The sequence below is a fragment of the Janthinobacterium violaceinigrum genome, from assembly GCF_009208555.1.
Classification (GTDB): Bacteria; Pseudomonadota; Gammaproteobacteria; order Burkholderiales; family Burkholderiaceae_D; genus Janthinobacterium; species Janthinobacterium violaceinigrum.
The window spans coordinates 22,140-41,651 of record NZ_WFLI01000030.1; the positions used below are offsets into that span (position 1 = coordinate 22,140).

The 19,512-nt window shown below is 58.7% G+C and carries 19 protein-coding genes; 12 read left to right on the plus strand and 7 right to left on the minus strand.

Features of this window, described 5'->3' with window-relative positions; genetic code table 11:
- Nucleotides 1-10: 10 nt before the first annotated feature.
- The 6 genes from GCN75_RS21355 to GCN75_RS21380 all read right to left on the minus strand — a co-directional run bounded on the left by GCN75_RS21355 (nt 11) and on the right by GCN75_RS21380 (nt 7,132).
- The gene (locus tag GCN75_RS21355; protein ID WP_152284198.1) at nt 11-2,017 is read right to left on the minus strand and encodes an alpha/beta hydrolase family protein; all 2,007 of its coding nucleotides are present in this window, start codon (nt 2,015-2,017) and stop codon (nt 11-13) included.
- On the minus strand, nt 2,014-2,409 hold the full coding sequence (locus tag GCN75_RS21360) for an alpha/beta hydrolase family protein (RefSeq protein WP_152284199.1): 396 nt from the start codon (nt 2,407-2,409) through the stop codon (nt 2,014-2,016). The genes GCN75_RS21355 and GCN75_RS21360 overlap by 4 nt, the downstream gene beginning before the upstream one ends.
- 110 nt (nt 2,410-2,519) lie before the next feature.
- The gene (locus GCN75_RS21365) at nt 2,520-4,568 is read right to left on the minus strand and encodes a sodium:solute symporter family protein (protein WP_152284200.1); all 2,049 of its coding nucleotides are present in this window, start codon (nt 4,566-4,568) and stop codon (nt 2,520-2,522) included.
- Entirely contained in the window at nt 4,565-4,879 is a 315-nt protein-coding gene (locus GCN75_RS21370; protein ID WP_152284201.1) for a DUF4212 domain-containing protein, read from the minus strand. The genes GCN75_RS21365 and GCN75_RS21370 overlap by 4 nt, the downstream gene beginning before the upstream one ends.
- A complete protein-coding gene (locus GCN75_RS21375; protein WP_226941507.1) occupies nt 4,872-6,401 on the minus strand; it encodes a sensor histidine kinase in 1,530 nt (509 codons plus the stop codon). The genes GCN75_RS21370 and GCN75_RS21375 overlap by 8 nt, the downstream gene beginning before the upstream one ends.
- Complete coding sequence (locus GCN75_RS21380) at nt 6,398-7,132, minus strand: response regulator (protein ID WP_152254935.1); 735 nt, start codon at nt 7,130-7,132, stop codon at nt 6,398-6,400. The genes GCN75_RS21375 and GCN75_RS21380 overlap by 4 nt, the downstream gene beginning before the upstream one ends.
- A 240-nt stretch (nt 7,133-7,372) precedes the next feature.
- Between GCN75_RS21380 and recA the strand changes: the two genes are divergently transcribed.
- The 8 genes from recA (at nt 7,373) to GCN75_RS21415 (ending at nt 14,685) form a co-directional block, all read left to right on the plus strand.
- On the plus strand, nt 7,373-8,479 hold the full coding sequence (gene recA, locus GCN75_RS21385; RefSeq protein ID WP_071321836.1) for a recombinase RecA: 1,107 nt from the start codon (nt 7,373-7,375) through the stop codon (nt 8,477-8,479).
- Between the two features lie 119 nt (nt 8,480-8,598).
- Nucleotides 8,599-8,766 carry a hypothetical protein gene (locus GCN75_RS29275; protein ID WP_193317592.1) on the plus strand — a complete coding sequence of 56 codons (168 nt, stop codon included), beginning with the start codon at nt 8,599-8,601 and terminating at the stop codon, nt 8,764-8,766.
- Between the two features lie 34 nt (nt 8,767-8,800).
- The gene (recX, locus tag GCN75_RS21390) at nt 8,801-9,256 is read left to right on the plus strand and encodes a recombination regulator RecX (RefSeq protein ID WP_152284240.1); all 456 of its coding nucleotides are present in this window, start codon (nt 8,801-8,803) and stop codon (nt 9,254-9,256) included.
- 242 nt (nt 9,257-9,498) lie between these two features.
- The gene (locus GCN75_RS21395; RefSeq protein ID WP_152284202.1) at nt 9,499-11,037 is read left to right on the plus strand and encodes a class I SAM-dependent methyltransferase; all 1,539 of its coding nucleotides are present in this window, start codon (nt 9,499-9,501) and stop codon (nt 11,035-11,037) included.
- Nucleotides 11,038-11,303: 266 nt separating this feature from the next.
- Entirely contained in the window at nt 11,304-11,864 is a 561-nt protein-coding gene (locus GCN75_RS21400) for a DUF2889 domain-containing protein (protein ID WP_152254938.1), read from the plus strand.
- A gap of 78 nt (nt 11,865-11,942) precedes the next feature.
- On the plus strand, nt 11,943-13,112 hold the full coding sequence (gene sucC, locus GCN75_RS21405) for an ADP-forming succinate--CoA ligase subunit beta (RefSeq protein ID WP_152284203.1): 1,170 nt from the start codon (nt 11,943-11,945) through the stop codon (nt 13,110-13,112).
- Nucleotides 13,113-13,125: 13 nt separating this feature from the next.
- On the plus strand, nt 13,126-14,007 hold the full coding sequence (sucD, locus tag GCN75_RS21410) for a succinate--CoA ligase subunit alpha (protein ID WP_034746085.1): 882 nt from the start codon (nt 13,126-13,128) through the stop codon (nt 14,005-14,007).
- A gap of 213 nt (nt 14,008-14,220) precedes the next feature.
- Nucleotides 14,221-14,685 (plus strand): pilin, encoded by a 465-nt coding sequence (locus GCN75_RS21415; RefSeq protein WP_152284204.1) that lies wholly within the window; start codon nt 14,221-14,223, stop codon nt 14,683-14,685.
- A 21-nt stretch (nt 14,686-14,706) separates the two neighbouring features.
- Here GCN75_RS21415 and GCN75_RS21420 read toward each other — a convergent pair whose 3' ends face one another.
- Nucleotides 14,707-15,429, minus strand: coding sequence for a flagellar brake protein (locus GCN75_RS21420; RefSeq protein WP_152284205.1), 723 nt, complete (start codon nt 15,427-15,429; stop codon nt 14,707-14,709).
- Between the two features lie 106 nt (nt 15,430-15,535).
- Here GCN75_RS21420 and GCN75_RS21425 point away from each other — a divergent pair, with 106 nt between their 5' ends.
- The 4 genes from GCN75_RS21425 (at nt 15,536) to GCN75_RS21440 (ending at nt 19,479) form a co-directional block, all read left to right on the plus strand.
- Nucleotides 15,536-15,955, plus strand: a complete 420-nt coding sequence (locus tag GCN75_RS21425) for a DUF6713 family protein (RefSeq protein WP_226941508.1) — start codon at nt 15,536-15,538, stop codon at nt 15,953-15,955.
- A gap of 946 nt (nt 15,956-16,901) precedes the next feature.
- Entirely contained in the window at nt 16,902-17,702 is an 801-nt protein-coding gene (locus GCN75_RS21430) for a sialate O-acetylesterase (protein WP_152284207.1), read from the plus strand.
- Between the two features lie 15 nt (nt 17,703-17,717).
- Complete coding sequence (locus GCN75_RS21435; protein ID WP_152284208.1) at nt 17,718-18,731, plus strand: acyltransferase family protein; 1,014 nt, start codon at nt 17,718-17,720, stop codon at nt 18,729-18,731.
- Entirely contained in the window at nt 18,715-19,479 is a 765-nt protein-coding gene (locus tag GCN75_RS21440; RefSeq protein ID WP_152284209.1) for a hypothetical protein, read from the plus strand. Before GCN75_RS21435 ends, GCN75_RS21440 begins: the two co-directional genes overlap by 17 nt.
- Nucleotides 19,480-19,512: the final 33 nt, after the last annotated feature.

Below are 19,512 nucleotides of genomic sequence, written 5' to 3' on the forward strand. Positions count from 1 at the left end.
GCCCTCCAGCCTACTCCTTTTTTGCCGGGGTGCTGTCTTTTCCGATATTCCTGTCGAGAAATTTCTCCACGCGGCCCCAGAAATCGATGCGGTTCTGCGGCAGCGTCCAGCCATGCCCCTCTTCCTCGTACACCACCCATTCGACATCGCGGTTATGCTGTTTGACGGCCGCATAAAACTGCTTGCCGTGATACAGCGGCACGCGCCGGTCGGCCGCGCCATACGCCAGCAGCAGGGGCTGGGTGATGCGCGCCGCCTGGGCGATGGGCGAGGTGGCCTGGAACTGGGCGGCGTTGGCCGTCCGGTCGCCGATCAGCTCGGGCATGCCGTACTGTTTCCAGTCGTCGCCAAGGTCGGATTTGAAGCTCCAATGGCCGCTGTACAACAGGTTGATATCGGTCACGCCCACCCAGTCGATGGCGCAGCGGAACAGGTCGGGATCGTTGACCAGGCCCATCAGGGCGGCATAGCCGCCATAGCTGGCGCCCGCGATGCAGATGCGGCGCGGATCGGCGATGCCCTGCCCGATGGCCCAGCGCGCGCCGTCGGCGATATCGTCTTGCATCTTCAAGCCCCATTGCTTCCAGCCGGCGCGGAAATGCCTGCTGCCGAAGCCTGTGCTGCCGCGAAATTCCGGTTGCAGTACGGCATAGCCGCGCGAGGCAAGAAATTGCACCTGGGCATCCCATTGCCAGGAACTGCCGCGCAGGTACGGGCCGCCATGCACGAGCACGACCAGCGGCAATGGCTTGCCGCTGCCGCCGTTGGGCACCGTGAGCCAGGCTGGAATATCCAGGCCGTCGCGCACCTTGTAGCGCACCAGCTGCTGTTCGCTCATCTGCCCTGGCTGGATGAGCGGCTGCGTTTCGCCGATGATGCTCAGCTTGCCCGTGTCGCTGTTAAACAGCGTGAATTTGCCGGGCTGCCGGTCTGAATAGGACGTCACCAGCATGAAGGGCGTGGCGGGCCGCGCCGCCAGCGATACCAGGTTGATGGTATTGGGTAATAGGGCATCGATGCGCGCCTGCGTGGCCGCCATGGCCGGGTCGAACCAGCGTGTGGCGAGCGCGTCGCTCAGATGCCGCACGCCCAGCAGCTTGCCTTGCCGGACGATCAGATTGCCGCTGAAGTCATACCCATCGAGCGAGACGAAGGGCGTGGGTACGATGCGGTTGCCGGCCAGGTCGTAGGCATGCACGGACAGCGTGTCGTTGCCCATGCGGGCACTCACATACAAGGTGCCATCGGGGCCGAAGGACAGGGGCGTGAAGGCATCGGGGCCGCCGAGGTAGGCGTCGAACTGGGCCAGCTGGCGCCATCCGCCGCTGTCCGGATCAAGGTACTGCACGCTTTCGATATTGCGTTCGCGGGTGACCGCCAGGCGCGGTTCGCCGTTCTGGTCCAGCAGCCAGCGCCGCACCTTGCCCGGCGGCTTGACGCTCGTGCTGCGGCCCGTGAGCGTGTCCAGCAGGCGCAGGCTTTCATAATCCGCTTCGCCGGTCGGTGTGTACACCGTGCTGCGGACATAGACGGCACTGGAATGTTGCGCGCCGCGCTGGCCCGTCAGATAGGTATGCCAGGGCAGCAGCTTGTAGATCGAGGTGGAGCGGATCAGTTCCGCGCTGCGTGCCGCCAGCAGGCGGAAATCGCTGCCGTCGCGGTTGACGGCAAACAGGCCCGGCCCGTAGCGCAGGTCGCCGGGCGCGGTCTGGAGGTCGCGCGTGTTCAGTATCAGGCGCTCGTCGTTGACCCATTCGACGTCGCCCACATCGACGTCGCTGAATTGCGCCACGACCTTGATGCTGTTATCGAGCAGGTTGACGACGGCCAGCCGTTCGCGCTTGTTCGGACCGTTGACTTTGACGGCGAGGTGGCGCGCGTCGGGCGACAGCAGGGCGCCGCTGAATTCGGGATTGGAAAAGAAGGCCGACACAGGCGGCGCGGCTTGCGCACCGGCGTTCGTGGCGACGAGGAAAACGGCCGCCAGGGCGGCGCGCAGGAAATGCAATAGGGTCATGGCTGAGCGGGATCGGGGGTTAGCGGGGGGGCATTGTGGCGGGCCAGGAATTGCTCGACTTTGCGCCAGAAGTCGATGCGGTTGCCGGGCAGTGTCAAGCCCTGGCCTTCATCGTCATAGCGCAGCCATTCCGCGTTCGGGTTGCCTTGCCGGATGGCCTGGTACAGGCTGGCGGCGTCGCTGGCGGCGTCGCTGGCGGCAATTCGACGGTCGAGCTGTCCATGCGCCAGCAGCACGCCGCTCAGCGCGGCATTCTCGAAAAACTGCTCCGTGGGCAAGGCTGCCGTGACGGTGACGGTTGCCCGGTCGTCGTTCGCGTGGCTGGCGGCAGACAGCAGCAGGAAAAGCGGGGCGCCGATAGCGCAGAGACGACTGGCAAGACTGGACCGCATCCATGCTCCATGTGGCGTTGCGAAATGTGGTAGTCATTTAAGCACCATTTTCACAAGATTAACATCGATGCAGTCGCTCAGGATGTTTCTGTACCTTATTTTTCAGGTCTTCATTCCGGCGCCCGGATATGTTCGACCAGCCCCGTGCTGCGGCGTCCCGGCGCCGGTGTCAGCCAGCTGACCAGCACGGCGGCGGCCAGGCCGGCCGGCACGCCGAAGATGCCGGCGGAAATGGGCGCGATATGAAACCATTGACCGCTGGCATTGCCTCCCAGCATAGTGCTCGTGTGCAGCATGTAATACAGGCACACGCCAAAGCCCGTGAACATGCCGGCCAGTGCGCCCTGGTAATTGGTGCGTTGCCAGAACACGCCCAGCACCAGCGGCGGGAACAGGGTCGAGGCGGCCAGGGAAAACGCCACGCCCACCAGCGACAGGATGTCGGCCGGCTTTTGCGAGGCGGCATAGGCGGCGATGAAGGCCACGGCCAGCAGCAGCAATTTGGAAATCGTCACGCGCTTTTGCGTCGAGGCGCTGGGATCGACCACCTTGTAGTAAATGTCGTGCGACAAGGCGTTTGAAATGGCCAGCAGCAAGCCGTCGGCCGTCGACAGGGCGGCCGCCAGGCCGCCCGCCGCCACCAGGCCGGAAATCACATAGGGCAGGCCGGCGATCTCGGGCGTGGCCAGCACCAGCACGTCGGCGTCGATGGAAATTTCCGCCAGTTGCACGATGCCGTCGCGGTTGACGTCGACGATGCTGATCAGGGGACTGAGCTTGTCCACGTTGGCCCAGTACGATACCCAGGTGGGCAGGTTCGCGTATTGCGTGCCCACCAGTGCTGAGTAAATATCGTACTTGACCAGCACGGCCAGCGCGGGAATCGTGAGGTAGATCAACAAGATGAAGAACAGGGTCCAGAAGACGGACACGCGCGTTTCGTGCACGGACGGTGTGGTGTAGGATCGCATCAGGATATGGGGCAGGGCAGCCGTGCCCAGCATCATGCAAAACACGAGGGCGAGGAAATTGTTGCGCTTGATGTCGGACTGCGCGCGGTCCGCAGCGGGAAACGGCTGCGCGTGCGGAATGATCGGCTCGGCGCGTTTCTGGTTCTGCGCCTGCGCCGCCTGCCACAGCACGCGCGCCTCATCCGGGCTTTTCGGATAGGCGATCAGATAGCGCTCCGCGTTGCGGATGTCGAACAGCGAGGTATTGCGCTGGCGCAAACTGTCGAGCTGGCGCTGGGCCGCCAGGCGGCCTTGCTCCCACGAGCCGGGCAAGCCGTCGATGCGCGCCTGGTAGCTTTGCGCGCGCTGGCGGAAGATGGCGCGCACCTCGTTTTCCTTCGGGTCCGTTTCCAGCACGTGTTCGCGCGCGCTCAGCTGCGGCAGCACCTTGCCGTAGGCGATCTGCGGCACGGGATTGTCCGCATGCTTGACCGACAGCCACATGGCGGGAATCAGGAAGGCGACGAGGATGATGATGTACTGCGCCACCTGCGTCCAGGTGATGGCGCGCATGCCGCCCAGAAAGGAGCAGACGAGGATGCTGGCCAGGCCCAGGAAGATGCCGACGGAAAAATCCACGCCCGTGAAGCGCGAGGCGATCAGGCCAACGGCGTAGATCTGCGCCACCACATAGGTGAACGACACGATGATGGTGGCGGCCACGGCCACCACGCGCACGCTGGCGCCGCGGCCGTCCGCGCCGCTGCCGTAGCGGGCGGCGAGGAAATCGGGAATCGTGTACTGGCCGAACTTGCGCAGGTAGGGGGCGATCAACAACGCCACCAGGCAATAGCCGCCCGTCCAGCCCATGATGAAGGCCAGGCCGTCGAAGCCGTTCAGGTACAGGCCGCCGGCCAGGCTGATGAAGCTGGCGGCCGAAATCCAGTCGGCGGCCGTGGCCATGCCGTTGAACATGGCCGGCACCCGGCGCCCCGCCACATAGTATTCGGTGACGTTCGAGGTGCGGCTGATGACGCCGATGGTGGCGTACAGGGTGATGGTGACCAGCATGAACAGGTAGCCGATCCACGCGCGCGGCATGCCTTCCTGTTCCAGCACGGCCAGGGCCAGCAGGAAGGCGGCAAATCCGCCCGTAAACAGCAGGTAGTAGCGGCTCAGCCGGGCAAAGAAGCTGCGCTGGCCGCTCATGTTTTCTCCTCGACATGAAAGGCCCGGTCCAGGCGCCGCATGCGCCAGGCGTAGAAGGCGATGATGGCCAGGTAGACCAGCGAGGCGCCCTGGGCCGCCATATAGAAGGGCAGGGGCCAGCCGAACAGGTTCAGGTGCAGCAGTTCGCGCGCATAAAACACGGTCAGGAAGCCCGTCAGCAGCCAGACCAGCAGCAGGATGGCCGTCAGGCGCCGCGTCTTGCGCCAGTGCGTATCGAGGCGCGCCTGCAACTCAGGGCCGGGCGTGCGCGCGGGCCGCAGCGGCGGCGCGGGAGGGCTGGGCTTATCCATACGTGATGTCATCCTCTTCTGGCGCGTCCGGCAGCAGCAGGGCGATGCTCAGGCGCAGCAGGGTGCCCGGCAGCTTCGGCGAGTGCGCGCGGGGATTATTGAAAATATCGACTTCGGCGCCATGCTGCTGGGCGATTTCGCGCACGATGGCCAGGCCCAGTCCGCTACCGTCGACATTGCTGCCGAGAATACGGTAAAAGCGTTCGAACACGTGCGCCCGCTCGGCCGGCGGGATGCCGGGACCCGTATCTTCCACTTCCAGGATGGCCAGTTCCAGGGTGCTGCGCACGCGCACCGTGACGCTGCCCCCGGCCGGCGTGTAGCGCAGGGCATTGTCGATCAGATTGCTCAGCAGTTCACGCAGCATCATGGCATTGCCGGAAATCATGATCGAATACGCAGGTTGTTCGAAGCCCAGGTCGATATGCTGGGCAAACGAGGCTTGCACCCAGTCCTGCACCACGCCGCGCGCCAGTTCGCTCAGCTCGATCGGTTCGAACGCCGTGCCCGCCTGCGGCTGGTTTTCCGCGCGCGCCAGGGCCAGCAGCTGGTTCACCAGCCGCGTGGCCGCTTCCGAGCTTTTCGCCAGCTGCAGCAGCGAGCGGTGTATTTCGTCGTGGTCGGTCTGGCGCAGGGCCAGCTCCGACTGCATGCGCATGCCGGCCAGCGGCGTCTTCATCTGGTGCGCGGCATCGGCGATGAAGCGTTTCTGCATGTCGATCGACAGCGACAAGCGGGCCAGCATCTCGTTGAGCGAACCGACCAGTGGCGTGATTTCCTCGGGCACCTGGCCCGATTCGATGGGCGATAAATCGTCGGGCGGCCGGGCGCGTATGCGCTCCTGCAATTGCGCCAGCGGCGACAGGCCGCGCGCCAGGGCAAACCAGACCAGGGCCAGGATCACGGGCAGGATGATGAACTGCGGCAAAATCACGCCCTTGATGATTTCATTGGCCAGCTGGGCCCGTTTTTCCAGCGTTTCGGCCACCTGCACCAGCGCGCGGCGCGGTTCGTCGTCGCTGCTGGACGGCATGTCGAGATAGGTGAACGCCACGCGCACGGGCGTGCCGTGGATGGTGTCGTTGCGAAACAGCACCATGCCGCTGCGGTATTTGTCGGGGTCCTGGGGCGGCGGCAAGTCGCGGTCGCCGTCCAGGTATTCGCCGCGCGCGCCCACCACCAGGTAATACAGGGTGTCGACATCGTCGCCGCGCAGGAAGTCGCGGCCCTTGCCGTTTTTTTCCGGCACGTGGCGCAGCACGGCGCCATCGGCTTGCTTGACCTGCTGCGTGAGCACCGTCACGCTGTCTTCCAGCGCATGGTCGAATGGCTGATTGGCGATGCTCTTGGCCACCAGATAGGTGATGGCGATGCTCATCGGCCACAGCAGCAACAGGGGCGCCAGCATCCAGTCGAGGATTTCGCCGAACAGCGAATGCTCGATGGTGTCATCCTGCTCCGTGGTGGGCGGCTCGAACCAGTCGTCGTCCGCCTCGTCCGCTGGCGCCTCGCGCGGCTTCACTTGCTGGCGGGTCCGTTGGCCAGGCCTGCCGACTCGCCCGCTTCAGCGTTCAGGCGCGCTGCTTCCGAGTATTTTTCCAGGCAATAGCCGAGGCCGCGCACGGTGGCGATGCGCACGCCGCCCACCTCGATCTTCTTGCGCAGGCGGTGCACATACACTTCGATGGCGTTGTTCGACACTTCCTCGCCCCATTCGCACAGGTGGTCGACCAGCTGCTCTTTCGAGACGAGACGGCCCGTGCGGCCCAGCAGGATTTCCAGCAAGCCCAGTTCGCGCGCGGACAGGTCGAGCATCTGGTCGTTGATGTAGGCGCTGCGCCCCACCTGGTCGTAGCTGAGGGGACCGTGCTTGATGATGGTGGCGCCGCCGCCGGCGCCGCGGCGCGTCAGGGCGCGCACTCTTGCCTCCAGTTCCGACAGCGCGAACGGCTTGGCCATATAATCATCGGCACCGAGGTCGAGGCCATTGACGCGTTGTTCGATGGAATCGGCTGCCGTCAGGATCAGTACGGGCAGCAGCGAGGCGCGCGCGCGCAGGCGGCGCAGCACTTCCAGGCCGGACATCTTCGGCAGGCCCAGGTCGAGGATCAGCAAGTCGAATTCCTGGGTGGACAAGGCCGTATCGGCCTCTTGCCCCGTCTTGACGTAGTCGATCGCATAACCGGACTGGCGCAGCGAGCGGGTCAGGCCATCGGCCAGCACGCTGTCATCTTCGGCAAGTAAAATACGCATGGTGCACTTCCTATGCTTGCGGCGGTAGAAGCTTGTATTGTGTTTCATTTTCCGCAAGGTGGCGAATTTTTGTGAAAAACAGGGTTGTATTGATCTGTTTCAAAACAAATCCACGTTCCGCTTGCATTGATCACTGTTTTTTTATACAGTACTGTCTGTGTAAAGAATTTAACCCACTGGCGCTATCGCAGGCCGACCGATTCACGTGAATCGTCGACTGTAGAACGGCTGAAAGAACATATGGACGATAAAAAAGCTGTAGTACCCGCATCGGAAAAAGCCAAGGCGCTCGCCGCCGCACTGGCGCAGATCGAGAAGCAGTTTGGCAAAGGTTCGGTCATGCGCATGGATGCCAGCGCACCGATCGAAGAAGTGCAAGTCGTGTCGACCGGTTCGCTCGGCCTCGATATCGCGCTGGGCGTAGGCGGCTTGCCGCGCGGCCGCGTGGTGGAAATCTACGGTCCGGAATCGTCGGGTAAAACCACCCTGACCCTGCAAACCATTGCTGAAATGCAAAAACTGGGCGGCACCTGTGCCTTTATCGATGCCGAGCATGCACTCGACGTCGGTTACGCGCAAAAGCTGGGCGTGAACCTGCATGAACTGCTGATCTCGCAACCGGATACGGGCGAGCAGGCACTGGAAATCTGCGACGCCCTCGTGCGTTCGGGCAGCGTCGACCTCGTCGTCATCGACTCCGTGGCCGCACTGACGCCACGCGCCGAGATCGAAGGCGACATGGGCGACTCCCTGCCAGGTCTGCAAGCGCGCCTGATGTCGCAAGCCCTGCGCAAGCTGACCGGTTCCATCAACCGCACGAATACCCTGGTCATCTTCATCAACCAGATCCGCATGAAGATCGGCGTGATGTTCGGCAGCCCGGAAACCACCACCGGTGGTAACGCGCTGAAATTCTACGCGTCCGTGCGCCTGGATATCCGCCGCACCGGCTCGATCAAGTCCGGCGATGAAGTGATCGGCAACGAAACCAAGGTCAAGGTCGTCAAGAACAAGATCGCGCCGCCGTTCAAGGAAGCGCACTTCGATATCCTGTACGGCGCCGGCACGTCGCGCGAAGGCGAAATCCTGGACCTGGGTTCGGATGCCAAGATCGTGGAAAAATCCGGTTCGTGGTACAGCTACAACGGCGAACGCATCGGCCAGGGCAAGGACAACGCCCGCGCCTTCCTGCAAGAGCGTCCGGCGCTGGCCCGCGAAATCGAAAACAAGGTCCGCGCTTCGCTGGGCGTGCGCGAACTGCCGCCGCTGGCTGCTGAAAAGCCGGAAAAAGCGGATAAGGCTGCCGACAAGGCTGCCAAGGCTGCAGAAGCGAAAGCAGCCGAGTAATAAGGTGGCGCAGGTCGGCTGCGCTGGCGTGGCCAGCTGCGGTTGGTCTTGCCAGCGACACGCTGCGACACATGACGGCCCCTTGCGCCGTGGTTTGCCGCCTAAAAGATCTACAATGAATGCCGCCTCGCGCCTGTGCGCCCGGCGGCATTTGTGTTTTTGACGGCATTGTTGACGGCAATATCGACGGGATTACCGGCGGCATTGTTAACGGCATGTCGGGCGGCAGATCTGTCGCGGCGATGTCGTGTTTGAATTGTCGTGAGTTGATGTTGTATTTGATTTGAGTTGTCTTGATGTGTTGAACGATAGGGTGGAATGATGGCAGCGGTACAACTGAGCCTGAAGGGCAGGGCGCTACGCTTTTTGTCGATGCGCGAGCACAGCCGCATGGAATTGCGGCGCAAGCTGCAGCGGCATGCGCAGGAGGGCGACGATGTGGAAGCCTTGCTCGACAGCCTGGAGCAGGCCAACTGGCTGTCGCAGGAGCGTTTTTCCGAGTCGCTGATCCACCGCCGCTCGGCCCGCTTCGGCAATAGCCGCATCATGGCGGAATTGCAAAGCCATGGCATCGCCGGCGAGGCGCTGCAGGAACTCAAGGCGGGCCTGGCCGAAGGCGAGACCGAGCGCGCCTGCGAAGTGTGGCGCCGCAAGTTCGGGCAAGTGGCGCAGGATGCCGAACAGCGCAGTAAGCAGATGCGCTTCCTGATGCAGCGCGGCTTTTCCCAGCGCGCCGTGCAGGTGGCGTTGAAGGGACTCGAGCCCGACGAGGACTAAGGCCGTCGCGCGCACTGGCGCTCCCATTTGCCGCCAGGCAAGGTCGCTCTGCCGCTCCTGCCGTCAGCTTTGCACCCTGGCCATGATGCTGCCGCCGCGCCGCGCCGCGCCACGCCGCGCGGCCGTGAACTGCGCTTTCAAATGCCCTCTGTTCGCGCTACTGGGCGCCCGCGATATCGGGTATTCTGGCGCTCGAACCTGGTGCGCTGCGCGCACCGCCACTGATCGAGACAGGAAGCGCAATGAGCAACTGGAATGCCGGCTATATGGCCGAGGTCGCCTATACCTATGGCTATTACGAAGAATTGAATCCCCTGCGCCTGCGCCTGCCCCTGCTGGCCGCCGGCCTGGTCCTGCCTGCCAATGGCACGGCTTGCGAATTGGGCTTCGGCCAGGGCGTCAGTGCCAACTTCCATGCCGCGGCGTCCGCCACGCGCTGGTATGGCAATGATTTCAATCCGGCCCAGGCGGCCTATGCCCAGGAACTGGCCAGCGCCGCTGGCGCCGGGGCGCAGTTCACGGACGAATCGTTCGAACAGTTTTGCCGCCGCGACGACTTGCCCGATTTCGATTTCATCTGCCTGCACGGTATCTGGAGCTGGATTTCGGCGGAAAACCGTGCATTGATCGTGGACTTCCTGCAGCGCAAGCTGAAAGTGGGCGGCGTCGCCTACCTCAGCTACAACACGCAGCCAGGCTGGGCCGCCATGATGCCGATGCGCGACTTGCTGACCGAACATAGCCGCGTCATGGGGGCGCCGGGGCAAGGCGTGCTGGCGCGTATCGACGGCGCCATCGATTTCGTCGACAGGATGATCGCCACGAAGCCGCGCTATCTCGAGGCCAATCCCCTGCTGGCCGACCGCTTCGAGAAGCTGAAATCGTTTGAACGTCATTATGTTGCGCACGAGTATTTCAATGCGGACTGGCAGCCGATGGCTTTTTCCCAGGTGGCTGCCATGTTGAGCGAAGCCAAGCTGGAGTTCGCCGCTTCCGCCACCTACACCGAGCATGTCGACATGCTCAATCTCACGGCCGAGCACCAGCAATTCCTGGCCGAGATTCCTGACCCCATCTTCCGCGAAACGACGCGGGCGTTCCTGATCAACCAGCAATTTCGCAGGGATTACTGGATCAAGGGTGCGCGCACGCTGACGCCGTTCGCTCAGGCCACGGCCTTGCGGGCCGTGCGCGTGATGCTGGCGGTGCCGCGCGATACGGTGGTATTGAGCGTGCATGGCGTGCTGGGCGATGCCGATATGGATGAGCGCGTATATGCGCCCGTGCTCGATGCGCTTGCCGATCACCGCGTGCACACGATCGGGGAACTGGAGCAGCAATTGGCTGGCACCGAAGCCAGCCTGGCCGCCTTGTTGCAGATCATGCTGATTCTGATCAGCAAGGGCAGTGTCTACGCCGTCCAGGACGAAGCCGACATTGCCGTGGCACAGCCGCAGACGGCGCGCCTGAATGCGTATTTGCTGGAGCAGGCGCTGGCAAGGTCCGACCTGTACAGCCTTGCCAGCCCGATGACGGGCGGTGGCGTGTTTGTACCGCATTTACAACAGCTGTTCCTGTGGGCGAAAATGCAAGGATGGCAAGAGCCGCAGGATTGGGTGCGCGAGACATGGCCTGTGCTGATACGCCTGAAGCAGTTGCTGTCGAAGGATGGGCAGCCCTTGCTGACGGAAGAAGAGAACCTGGCCGAGCTGTGGGAGCATGCCCGCCATTTTGCCGAGCGTACCTTGCCAGTTTTGCGCGCGCTGGGCGTGGCCGACTGAGGCACGGTGTTGGCGTGTCCGCGCCATGCCAGAAGTTATGCGAATTGCGAATGATCGTCATTGATTTTGCGATTTGCATCAATAATCGCAGGCGGGCGATCAGGCCGGTGAAAAATTATGTTGCGGCGCAACCAGCGCCCAATGTGCTACACTTTTAGGGTTTTTGCGGCGCCGCAGGTGCGGTTGCTGTTCGTAGAAGCTGCGAACGGCGTGCTTTATGCACATGGCTGCTTACTAATTATGGCCGCGCAAGCGGCATCGGTCTTATGCCCCTGTCAACTCCCGTATCCCGGCGCGCCCTACGGCACTCCCGCGTTATCGACGTCCAAGCGTATCTGCGCGACGACGGCCTGTGGGATATTGACGCCCGTATTACCGATATCAAAAGCTACGACGCGACCCTGGCCTCGGGCCCCCGTCCCGCCGGCACCCCTCTGCACGACCTCCATCTCCGCATTACCGTCGATCGCGAACTGACCATCGTCGAGGCCGAAGCCGCCTCCGATGCCGTGCCCTATCCCGGTTTTTGCGATACCATCGGCCCCGCTTACAGGGCGCTGATCGGTTTGAATTTATTGAAGAATTTCCGCCGCGACTTGAAACAGCGCCTGGCGGGAATCGCCGGCTGTACCCATTTGACGGAACTGGCGCAAGTCTTGCCGACTGCGACGGTTCAGGCATTTGCCGGCGATGTCTGGTCGACCCGTGACGGTGCGAATGCTGACTTGTCGCATGAAAAGCCGTTTCAACTCGACAAATGCCACGCCCTGCGCACCGATGGCGGGGCAGTTGCACGGTATTACCCGCGCTGGGTAGCCAAAGCGTGACCCCGGCGCTCTGTTTTTCCTGTTTTTTTTGCACCACTAACCGTATTTTTACAAATCAGTATCAGAAGGGAAGCCAGCATGAAAATCCATGAGTATCAAGCCAAAGAAATCCTCCGGCAATTCGGAGTGACGGTACCACGCGGTATTCCGTGCATGTCCGTCGACGAGGCAGTCAAGGCTGCGGAAACCCTGGGCGGCCCGGTGTGGGTAGTCAAGGCGCAGATCCACGCAGGTGGCCGCGGCAAGGGCGGCGGCGTGAAAGTGGCAAAATCGATCGAACAGGTCAAGGAATACGCTGACCAGATCATGGGCATGCAGCTGATCACGCACCAGACCAGCGCCGAAGGCCAGAAAGTCAACCGCCTGCTGGTGGAAGAAGGCGCCGACATCAAGCAAGAACTGTACGTTTCGCTGGTCACCGACCGCGTTACCCAGAAGATCGTCCTGATGGCTTCGTCCGAAGGCGGCATGGACATCGAAGAAGTGGCCGAGAGCCACCCAGAGAAGATCCACCACGTCACCATCGAGCCAAGCGTCGGCCTGACCGATGCCCAGGCAGACGACATCGCGACCAAAATCGGCGTGCCTGCCGGTTCCATCGTCGACGCACGCGTCAACCTGCAAGGCCTGTACAAAGCGTACTGGGAAACCGATTGCTCGCTGGCCGAGATCAATCCGCTGATCGTCACCGGCAGCGGCAAAGTCATCGCCCTGGACGCCAAGTTCAACTTTGACCCGAATGCCCTGTTCCGTCACCCGGAAATCGTCGCCCTGCGCGATCTGGACGAAGAAGATCCAGCGGAAATCGAAGCGTCGAAATTCGACCTGGCTTACATCTCGCTCGACGGCAACATCGGTTGCCTGGTGAACGGTGCCGGCCTGGCCATGGCCACCATGGACACGATCAAACTGTTCGGCGGCGAGCCAGCCAACTTCCTGGACGTCGGCGGCGGCGCCACGGCAGAAAAAGTAACCGAAGCGTTCAAGATCATGCTGAAAAACCCAGGCCTGAAAGCCATCCTGGTGAACATTTTCGGCGGCATCATGCGTTGCGACGTGATCGCCGAAGGCGTCATCGCCGCGGTGAAAGCCGTTTCGCTGAACGTACCGCTGGTGGTGCGCATGAAGGGCACCAACGAAGACCTGGGCAAAAAGATGCTGGCCGATTCCGGTCTGCCTATCATCGCAGCCGACACCATGGAAGATGCAGCAAAGAGCGTCGTTGCCGCCGCTGCTGGTCAAGCTTAATTAAGGAATCAACATGTCCATTCTGATCAATAAAGATACCAAAGTCGTAACCCAAGGGATCACCGGCAAGACCGGCCAGTTCCACACCCGCGGTTGCCGCGACTACGCGAACGGCAAAGCTGCCTTCGTGGCAGGCGTGAACCCGAAGAAAGCCGGCGAAGATTTCGAAGGCATTCCAATTTTCGCTAACGTTACCGAAGCGAAAAAAGAAACCGGCGCCAACGTTTCCGTGATCTACGTGCCGCCAGCAGGCGCGGCAGCGGCGATCTGGGAAGCTGTCGAAGCTGAAATGGATCTGGCCATTTGCATTACCGAAGGCATTCCTGTCCGCGACATGATGGCCCTGAAAGATCGCATGGCCAAAGCCAACAGCAAGACCTTGCTGCTGGGCCCTAACTGCCCAGGCTTGATCACGCCAGACGAAATCAAGATCGGCATCATGCCAGGCCACATCCATAAAAAAGGCCGCATCGGCGTGGTATCGCGTTCGGGTACCCTGACCTATGAAGCAGTGGGTCAGCTGACCGCACTGGGCCTGGGCCAATCGTCGGCAGTCGGCATCGGCGGCGACCCGATCAACGGTCTGAAGCACATCGACATCATGAAGATGTTCAATGACGATCCAGATACCGACGCGGTCATCATGATCGGCGAAATCGGCGGTCCGGACGAAGCCAACGCGGCTTATTGGATCAAAGACAACATGAAAAAACCGGTCGTCGGCTTCATCGCCGGCGTGACCGCTCCTCCAGGCAAGCGCATGGGCCACGCCGGCGCGCTGATCTCGGGCGGTGCCGATACGGCACAAGCCAAGCTGGAAATCATGGAAGCTTGCGGCATCACCGTGACCAAAAACCCGTCGGAAATGGCGCGTCTGCTGAAAGCCATGCTGTAATTTCAGCCGGCTTGCCGCAGTACAAAAAAGGAGCTTCGGCTCCTTTTTTTTGTCTGCAAGACAGGCCGCATCCCGGCCCGGGCCGACGCAACTGGTCCGAAGCTGCCCAAAAGTGTCGCTTTTCTTTCCATGTGTGCCGCCGCTGCCCGGGCGTGCCGCTGGCATGGCGCTTGCACCATGCACGGCGTGAGCAATGCACAATGGGAGGAGACGATGCGCGCGCAAAGCGGATTTACCCTGATAGAACTGATGATCGTGGTGGCCATCGCCGGCATCCTGGCGGCCGTGGCCATTCCCCAGTACGGCGACTATACGATGCGGGCCAAGGTCAGCAATGTGCTGGCGGCCGCCGCGCCCTTGAAAACGGCCGTGGCCCTGTGCGTGCAGGAAAACGGAGGCGAGGCGACTGCCTGCAGCACGCCCACCCCGGCCGTGCCAAGTTCCATTCCCGTCTTCAGTGCCACTCGCGAAGTGGCGGGCGCCACTGTGGACAAGGGCAATATCGTACTGACCCTCGCTGCCGACCTGGGCACGGGGATCGGCGGACAAAGCGTGACGATGACCATGAAGCCGGGCACCAGCAGTCTGAGCTGGTTCAACAGCACCACCGTGACGAATCTGGCGGCAAAGGAAGCGATTACCAAAAACAATATTCCCGATGTGACCCCGACCCAGTAAGCGGGGTTTGCCAGCAGGGCATTACACGATTTTTTGCCGGTCCGCGATCAGCGCTTCATAGGTGAGGTTTTGCAGCAGGGTGTAGTGGGTCGGTTCCAGGTCGATGAATTGCACGCCATACGTATAGACTTCGGCCACCTGGGCGGCATGGCCATTCGACGGCTTGCCTACGCTGACGTTCTGGATGCGTGCGCGCGTGTTGACGCGCATCTGATGCTTGTTCGGCTGCACCAGCAAGGTAAAGCTCAGTGCCACGCCCTCGTCGTCCGGCGTGAGCATGCTGGGCGCTTCGATCAGCGCGCCCGAGACGCTGAGGTTGACGATAAACACGGGCACGGGCGCCACGTCGCGATAGCTGAGCTGCGCGGGGATTTCCACTTTCACGCGCATGGCCGTGCGCAGGCTGGTGCCCTGGATGGCGTCGGGAAAACTCAGGTGGACATAATTGAGCGGGCGGCCAAAGATGCGCAGCACGCTGCAGGCAAACGAACAGACGGTGACGCCGGAAAACACGCGGATGGTCAGCTTGTCGCCTTCGTTGAGCACGATGGCGGCGCCGTTCTCCATGGGAATCTTGACGATCAGGTACTCGTCTTTGACGTAGCCGATCAGGGTCGAGAAATGCTGGATGGGTTTGATGGTGCGATGCGTGATGAACTGGATGCGTCCGCCTACCTGCAGATTCATCGCCTCAAATTCGAAGTCCTGGAGCTTGGTTTCCGCGGCGGGCTTGTTGCTAGTCATGCGATGCTCATCTTGATATGGTCGACTCGCAGTATGCATGATTTCTTAATGAAAAAGCATTTATATCAATAAAATGGCAAATTGACATGGAAATTTTGCCGCGACGGTGCCGGGAGCCAGCGAAAGCTTTACAATTGCGTCAATATTAACGAATAAAAATGTCATGGCGCGCAGCTACTTCTGGACCCTGTTGTTCCTGATCCTGCATCAAATCGATGCAGCCTATTGGAAAGAATGGGAAATGTTTTATTTGCCGGGTGGCGTGCAGGGCTTCCTGGTCTTCAATATGGCAGCCATTGCCGTGGTGCTCGCCGGTTATCGGCATGTATTGCTGGGCACCAGGCAAGCGCGCCGCTATGCGGCAGTGTGCGCCGCGCTGGGCATGGGCACCTTTGCAATCCATGCTGGCTTTGCGCTGGCGGGATTGGCGCAATTTCATTTGCCCCTGTCGATCGCCATCATCGTACTGTGCCTGGGCAGCGGCCTGTGGCTAACGATCACATGCATTCAGTCTTCTAAGCAATAACTCCATCGCGTGGAAGGCCGGAAATCCACGATGCACGTCATGCGATGGCCGCTCGCAATAGTCCGCTAATGGGCGAGACGTCGCGTGCGGCGACGAGGCGAAGCCTTGCAAGTAAGCTTATTTTGATAAGCAATATGGGACGGCAGTTGCGTTGCCTTTCTCCCCGCATATTCAGGCCAGCATGTCCGCTGGCCTGAGCGTTAGGCCGCAGCGTCTTCCAGTGTTTTCCGCCTCCCCATGCTGGTCATTCCATCTGCATCAAGGCTCTTGTCTGCCTCTCTTGTTTGGCACGAAAAATGGCGTCGCGGAAATTGCGCGTCTGGCTGCAGCATGCGCTAACGCCGCCGTTTCTGGCCGGGATGGTCTTTCCGCTGCCTGCCCGGCAATCCAGTCAGGGCTGAAACATGTGTAAAACCTTTACAGGTGTCGTCAAGCGTTGCAGACCGACTAGTCGTCCTCATACCGACGTGCTGCAGCAGGCCTTCCATTGTGCAAAATGCGTTGGAAAGCTGCGCACATGAATATATATGTGAGTCAAACTTTTTTCATGCGCTGGCTGTTGGGGGAGGCCGGGCGTGCGATGAAAATCCGTCCTGTAATGTATCAAAATGTAACAAATGTATCTTTCCAGTGAGCAAAACCCCCAGTTTTCCTCGTTCTGAAAGGTATTCTTCAGCAAATAGGTTACAATTTACGTATTTTCGACAGAATTTTGCGCAGGTATGCGAGTTGAGTGGAGATGTCATGGCCCAGAAAGATCATCTATGTCTTTAGCGCAATACCAGCATGGTAACTAGCAACTATATTTTTATGGCAGGCGTGTATGGAGTAAATATGCCGCACTGGCTGTTTTGAACACGTGAACGTGTCTCATGAAGCACATTCTTTGCTGAATTGCATGCAGGGAAAATTCTGGGACTTCCATAAAATATTACTGGCATAAATTATGAAAAATACCCGCGTAATTAAGTATCTGACCATGCTGTTCTTTGGATTTAACGTGGCGTCATGCGGTGGTGGTGGTGGTGGTGGCGACAACCCTGTACCGCAGCCCGTCAGTCCGCCGATAAGCATCTACCCACTGCCTGAAATGAAAATTCTGGTCATAGGCCAGTCTATCTCATCGAATTGTAATGAGCATGTTTACGGGCCTGCGAATAACGTATTTCAAGTGGGGAAAAATGGTGAAATTAAAGCGGCAGCGGATCCTTTCGAATGGGCTGATTGTGGCAAGGGGGCAATGTGGATGCCGCTTGGGAAACAGTTGATTGACGCGGGTATCGCGAAAAAAGTCGTGTTTATGCCTATTGGCGTCGGTGGGACAAAAGTGGAGGACTGGCAGGAAGGTGGCCGGGCATTTGCAAAGCTGAATAGCGCGATCAGTTTGATCAAGGCCAAGGGCATTAATTTTGATTTTGCCTTTTGGCATCAGGGCTCTTCAGATGCGGGTACGGGGAAGGCTGTCTACACGCAGAAGTTGGGTGCTGTTCTTGATTACGTAGATGCCAAAGTAACGATTACTCGCTGGCTGATTGCAATACATTCCCGTTGCAATGGTGTATATGATCGCGATATTGAAGCGGCTCAGTTACTCGTGGGGAATCGCCCTGATTTAAGGCGCTATAGTGGACCTAATAATAATTTATTAGGCGATGAATATAGGATTGATACTTGCCACTTGAATGAAAAGGGGCAGGAGAAAATGGCATCAATGTGGCTTGACTCAGTAAAGTCGGCTCTCAAATAAAAGATTGGATTGTAGATGAAGGGAAGGTTCAGGTATTCGCTGGAGAATTTCAGAGGTGTCGCAATAATTTTTGTCATGCTTTCACATATTTCTTCAATTTATTCCTTCGACAAAGGTGGAGATTATTTGTTTTATTTGCTGACAAATGCGACTGCCTGGTTTGTTTTTATTTCTGGATATCTTTTTTATTATCTTGAATCTGAAAAATTCGAATATGGAAAATATTTAATCAAGAAGCTCAAGTATGTGGTTCTTCCATATTTGATTCTTTCTGTTCCAGCGATTATTGCAGGCTTATATTTTTCGCGTCATGTTCTGTATGGACTGACTTCAGATCAGTATATCGCGTGGTCTTTGGTTACAGGGGGAACAGTTGTTCCGCCGATGTGGTTCATTCCGATGATTGTCATTTTTTTCTTGCTGACGCCGGTTTTCAATTTTTTATCAAAAAATAAAATAATTTACGTTTTTGTCGTCTGTGGTCTTGTTCTTAGTATCTTCTCATCCCGTTCGGTAAATAATACGAATGCATTCTTTTCTTTTTTAAATTTTGCAGGTTTTTATTTGCTTGGAATGGTTGCAGCAAAGAACGTTGCGGTTTTGGATTCCTTGAGTTATGCATGGAAGTCAAGAATTATCTTTGGTTCAGTTGCGATATTTTTGCTTTTTGGTTTCCTTTATCCTGGCATTGAAAGCGAGCCTGTTGGATTTTTAAGTTCGCTAGGCTCATTGAATTTCCTGAATGTCGGGAAGCTGGCTTTTTTGGTGGCCATATTTTTTATTTTCGAGCGTTACCTTGAGCGTAAAAATAATATCCTCGGTTATCTTGCAAAGATAAGTTTTGGATTGTTTTTTATTCATGGATTTATGATTCTGATTTTTTCAAGAATTTCTCGCGATGTGGATTTTGGCAGCGCTTATGCAAGGTTTTTTTCGGAAGTGGCAATAGTCGTTTTTGTTTCTATAGCTGTTGTTTTTTTGATCAAGGTGGTGTTGGGGAAGCGGAGTCGTTATGTTATTGGTTGTTAAAACATTTGCGTTGATTTTCTCTTTAATTTTTTTTGCTGCCGCTAGCGCACGCGATGTTCGTATCTTGGTATTGAACGAAGTATCTTCATCAAAATGTGAGGTGAAAAATTTTGCCAGCGTCCCGGGCGTCTATCAGATTGGTTTGGATGGCAGCGAGCGTCCATTTCAGTCACCTTTCGCGTGGGATGAGTGTGCGGACGGAACACTTTTGACGTCCTTGGGGCAGGATATCCTGCGTTCAGGTATGGCTGATCGGGTGATTTTCATGCCAGTGGGTGTCGAGGGCAGCCACATCGAAGATTGGCTCGCTGGCGGACGGGCGCAGGAGAAATTGAAACTCGCTTTGCATGAAGCGGTTTCCAGCAATGTACGTTTTGAATATGTGCTTTGGCAAGGTGCTTTGCTTGATGGGATGATTTCTGCATCTAATTATCAGAGTCATGTACAAAGAATACTCAAAGTGGTGAAGATGAATGCCGTTGTTGATAAATTTATCATTTCAAAAAGTATCAGTGTGAGGAAGGATAAATTATCACGTAACGTCATGCATCCCTGGGATCCCTTGGTTGGCCGATTTGCTGGACCAGATCTGAGTGGACTCGGGGACGCTTACCTGTCTGATGACGGCAATTTCAATTTGCTTGGAAAAAGAAAGCTGGCACAACTGTGGTTGAGCTCGATGCAAGACGCCAGCGCGGAGAGTCTGCAGTATCAGAAAGAGTCCTTGCTTTATTACTTCAAGCTGTAAAGCGGCCAAGCCACCCTTTTCACGCGTCAAGCC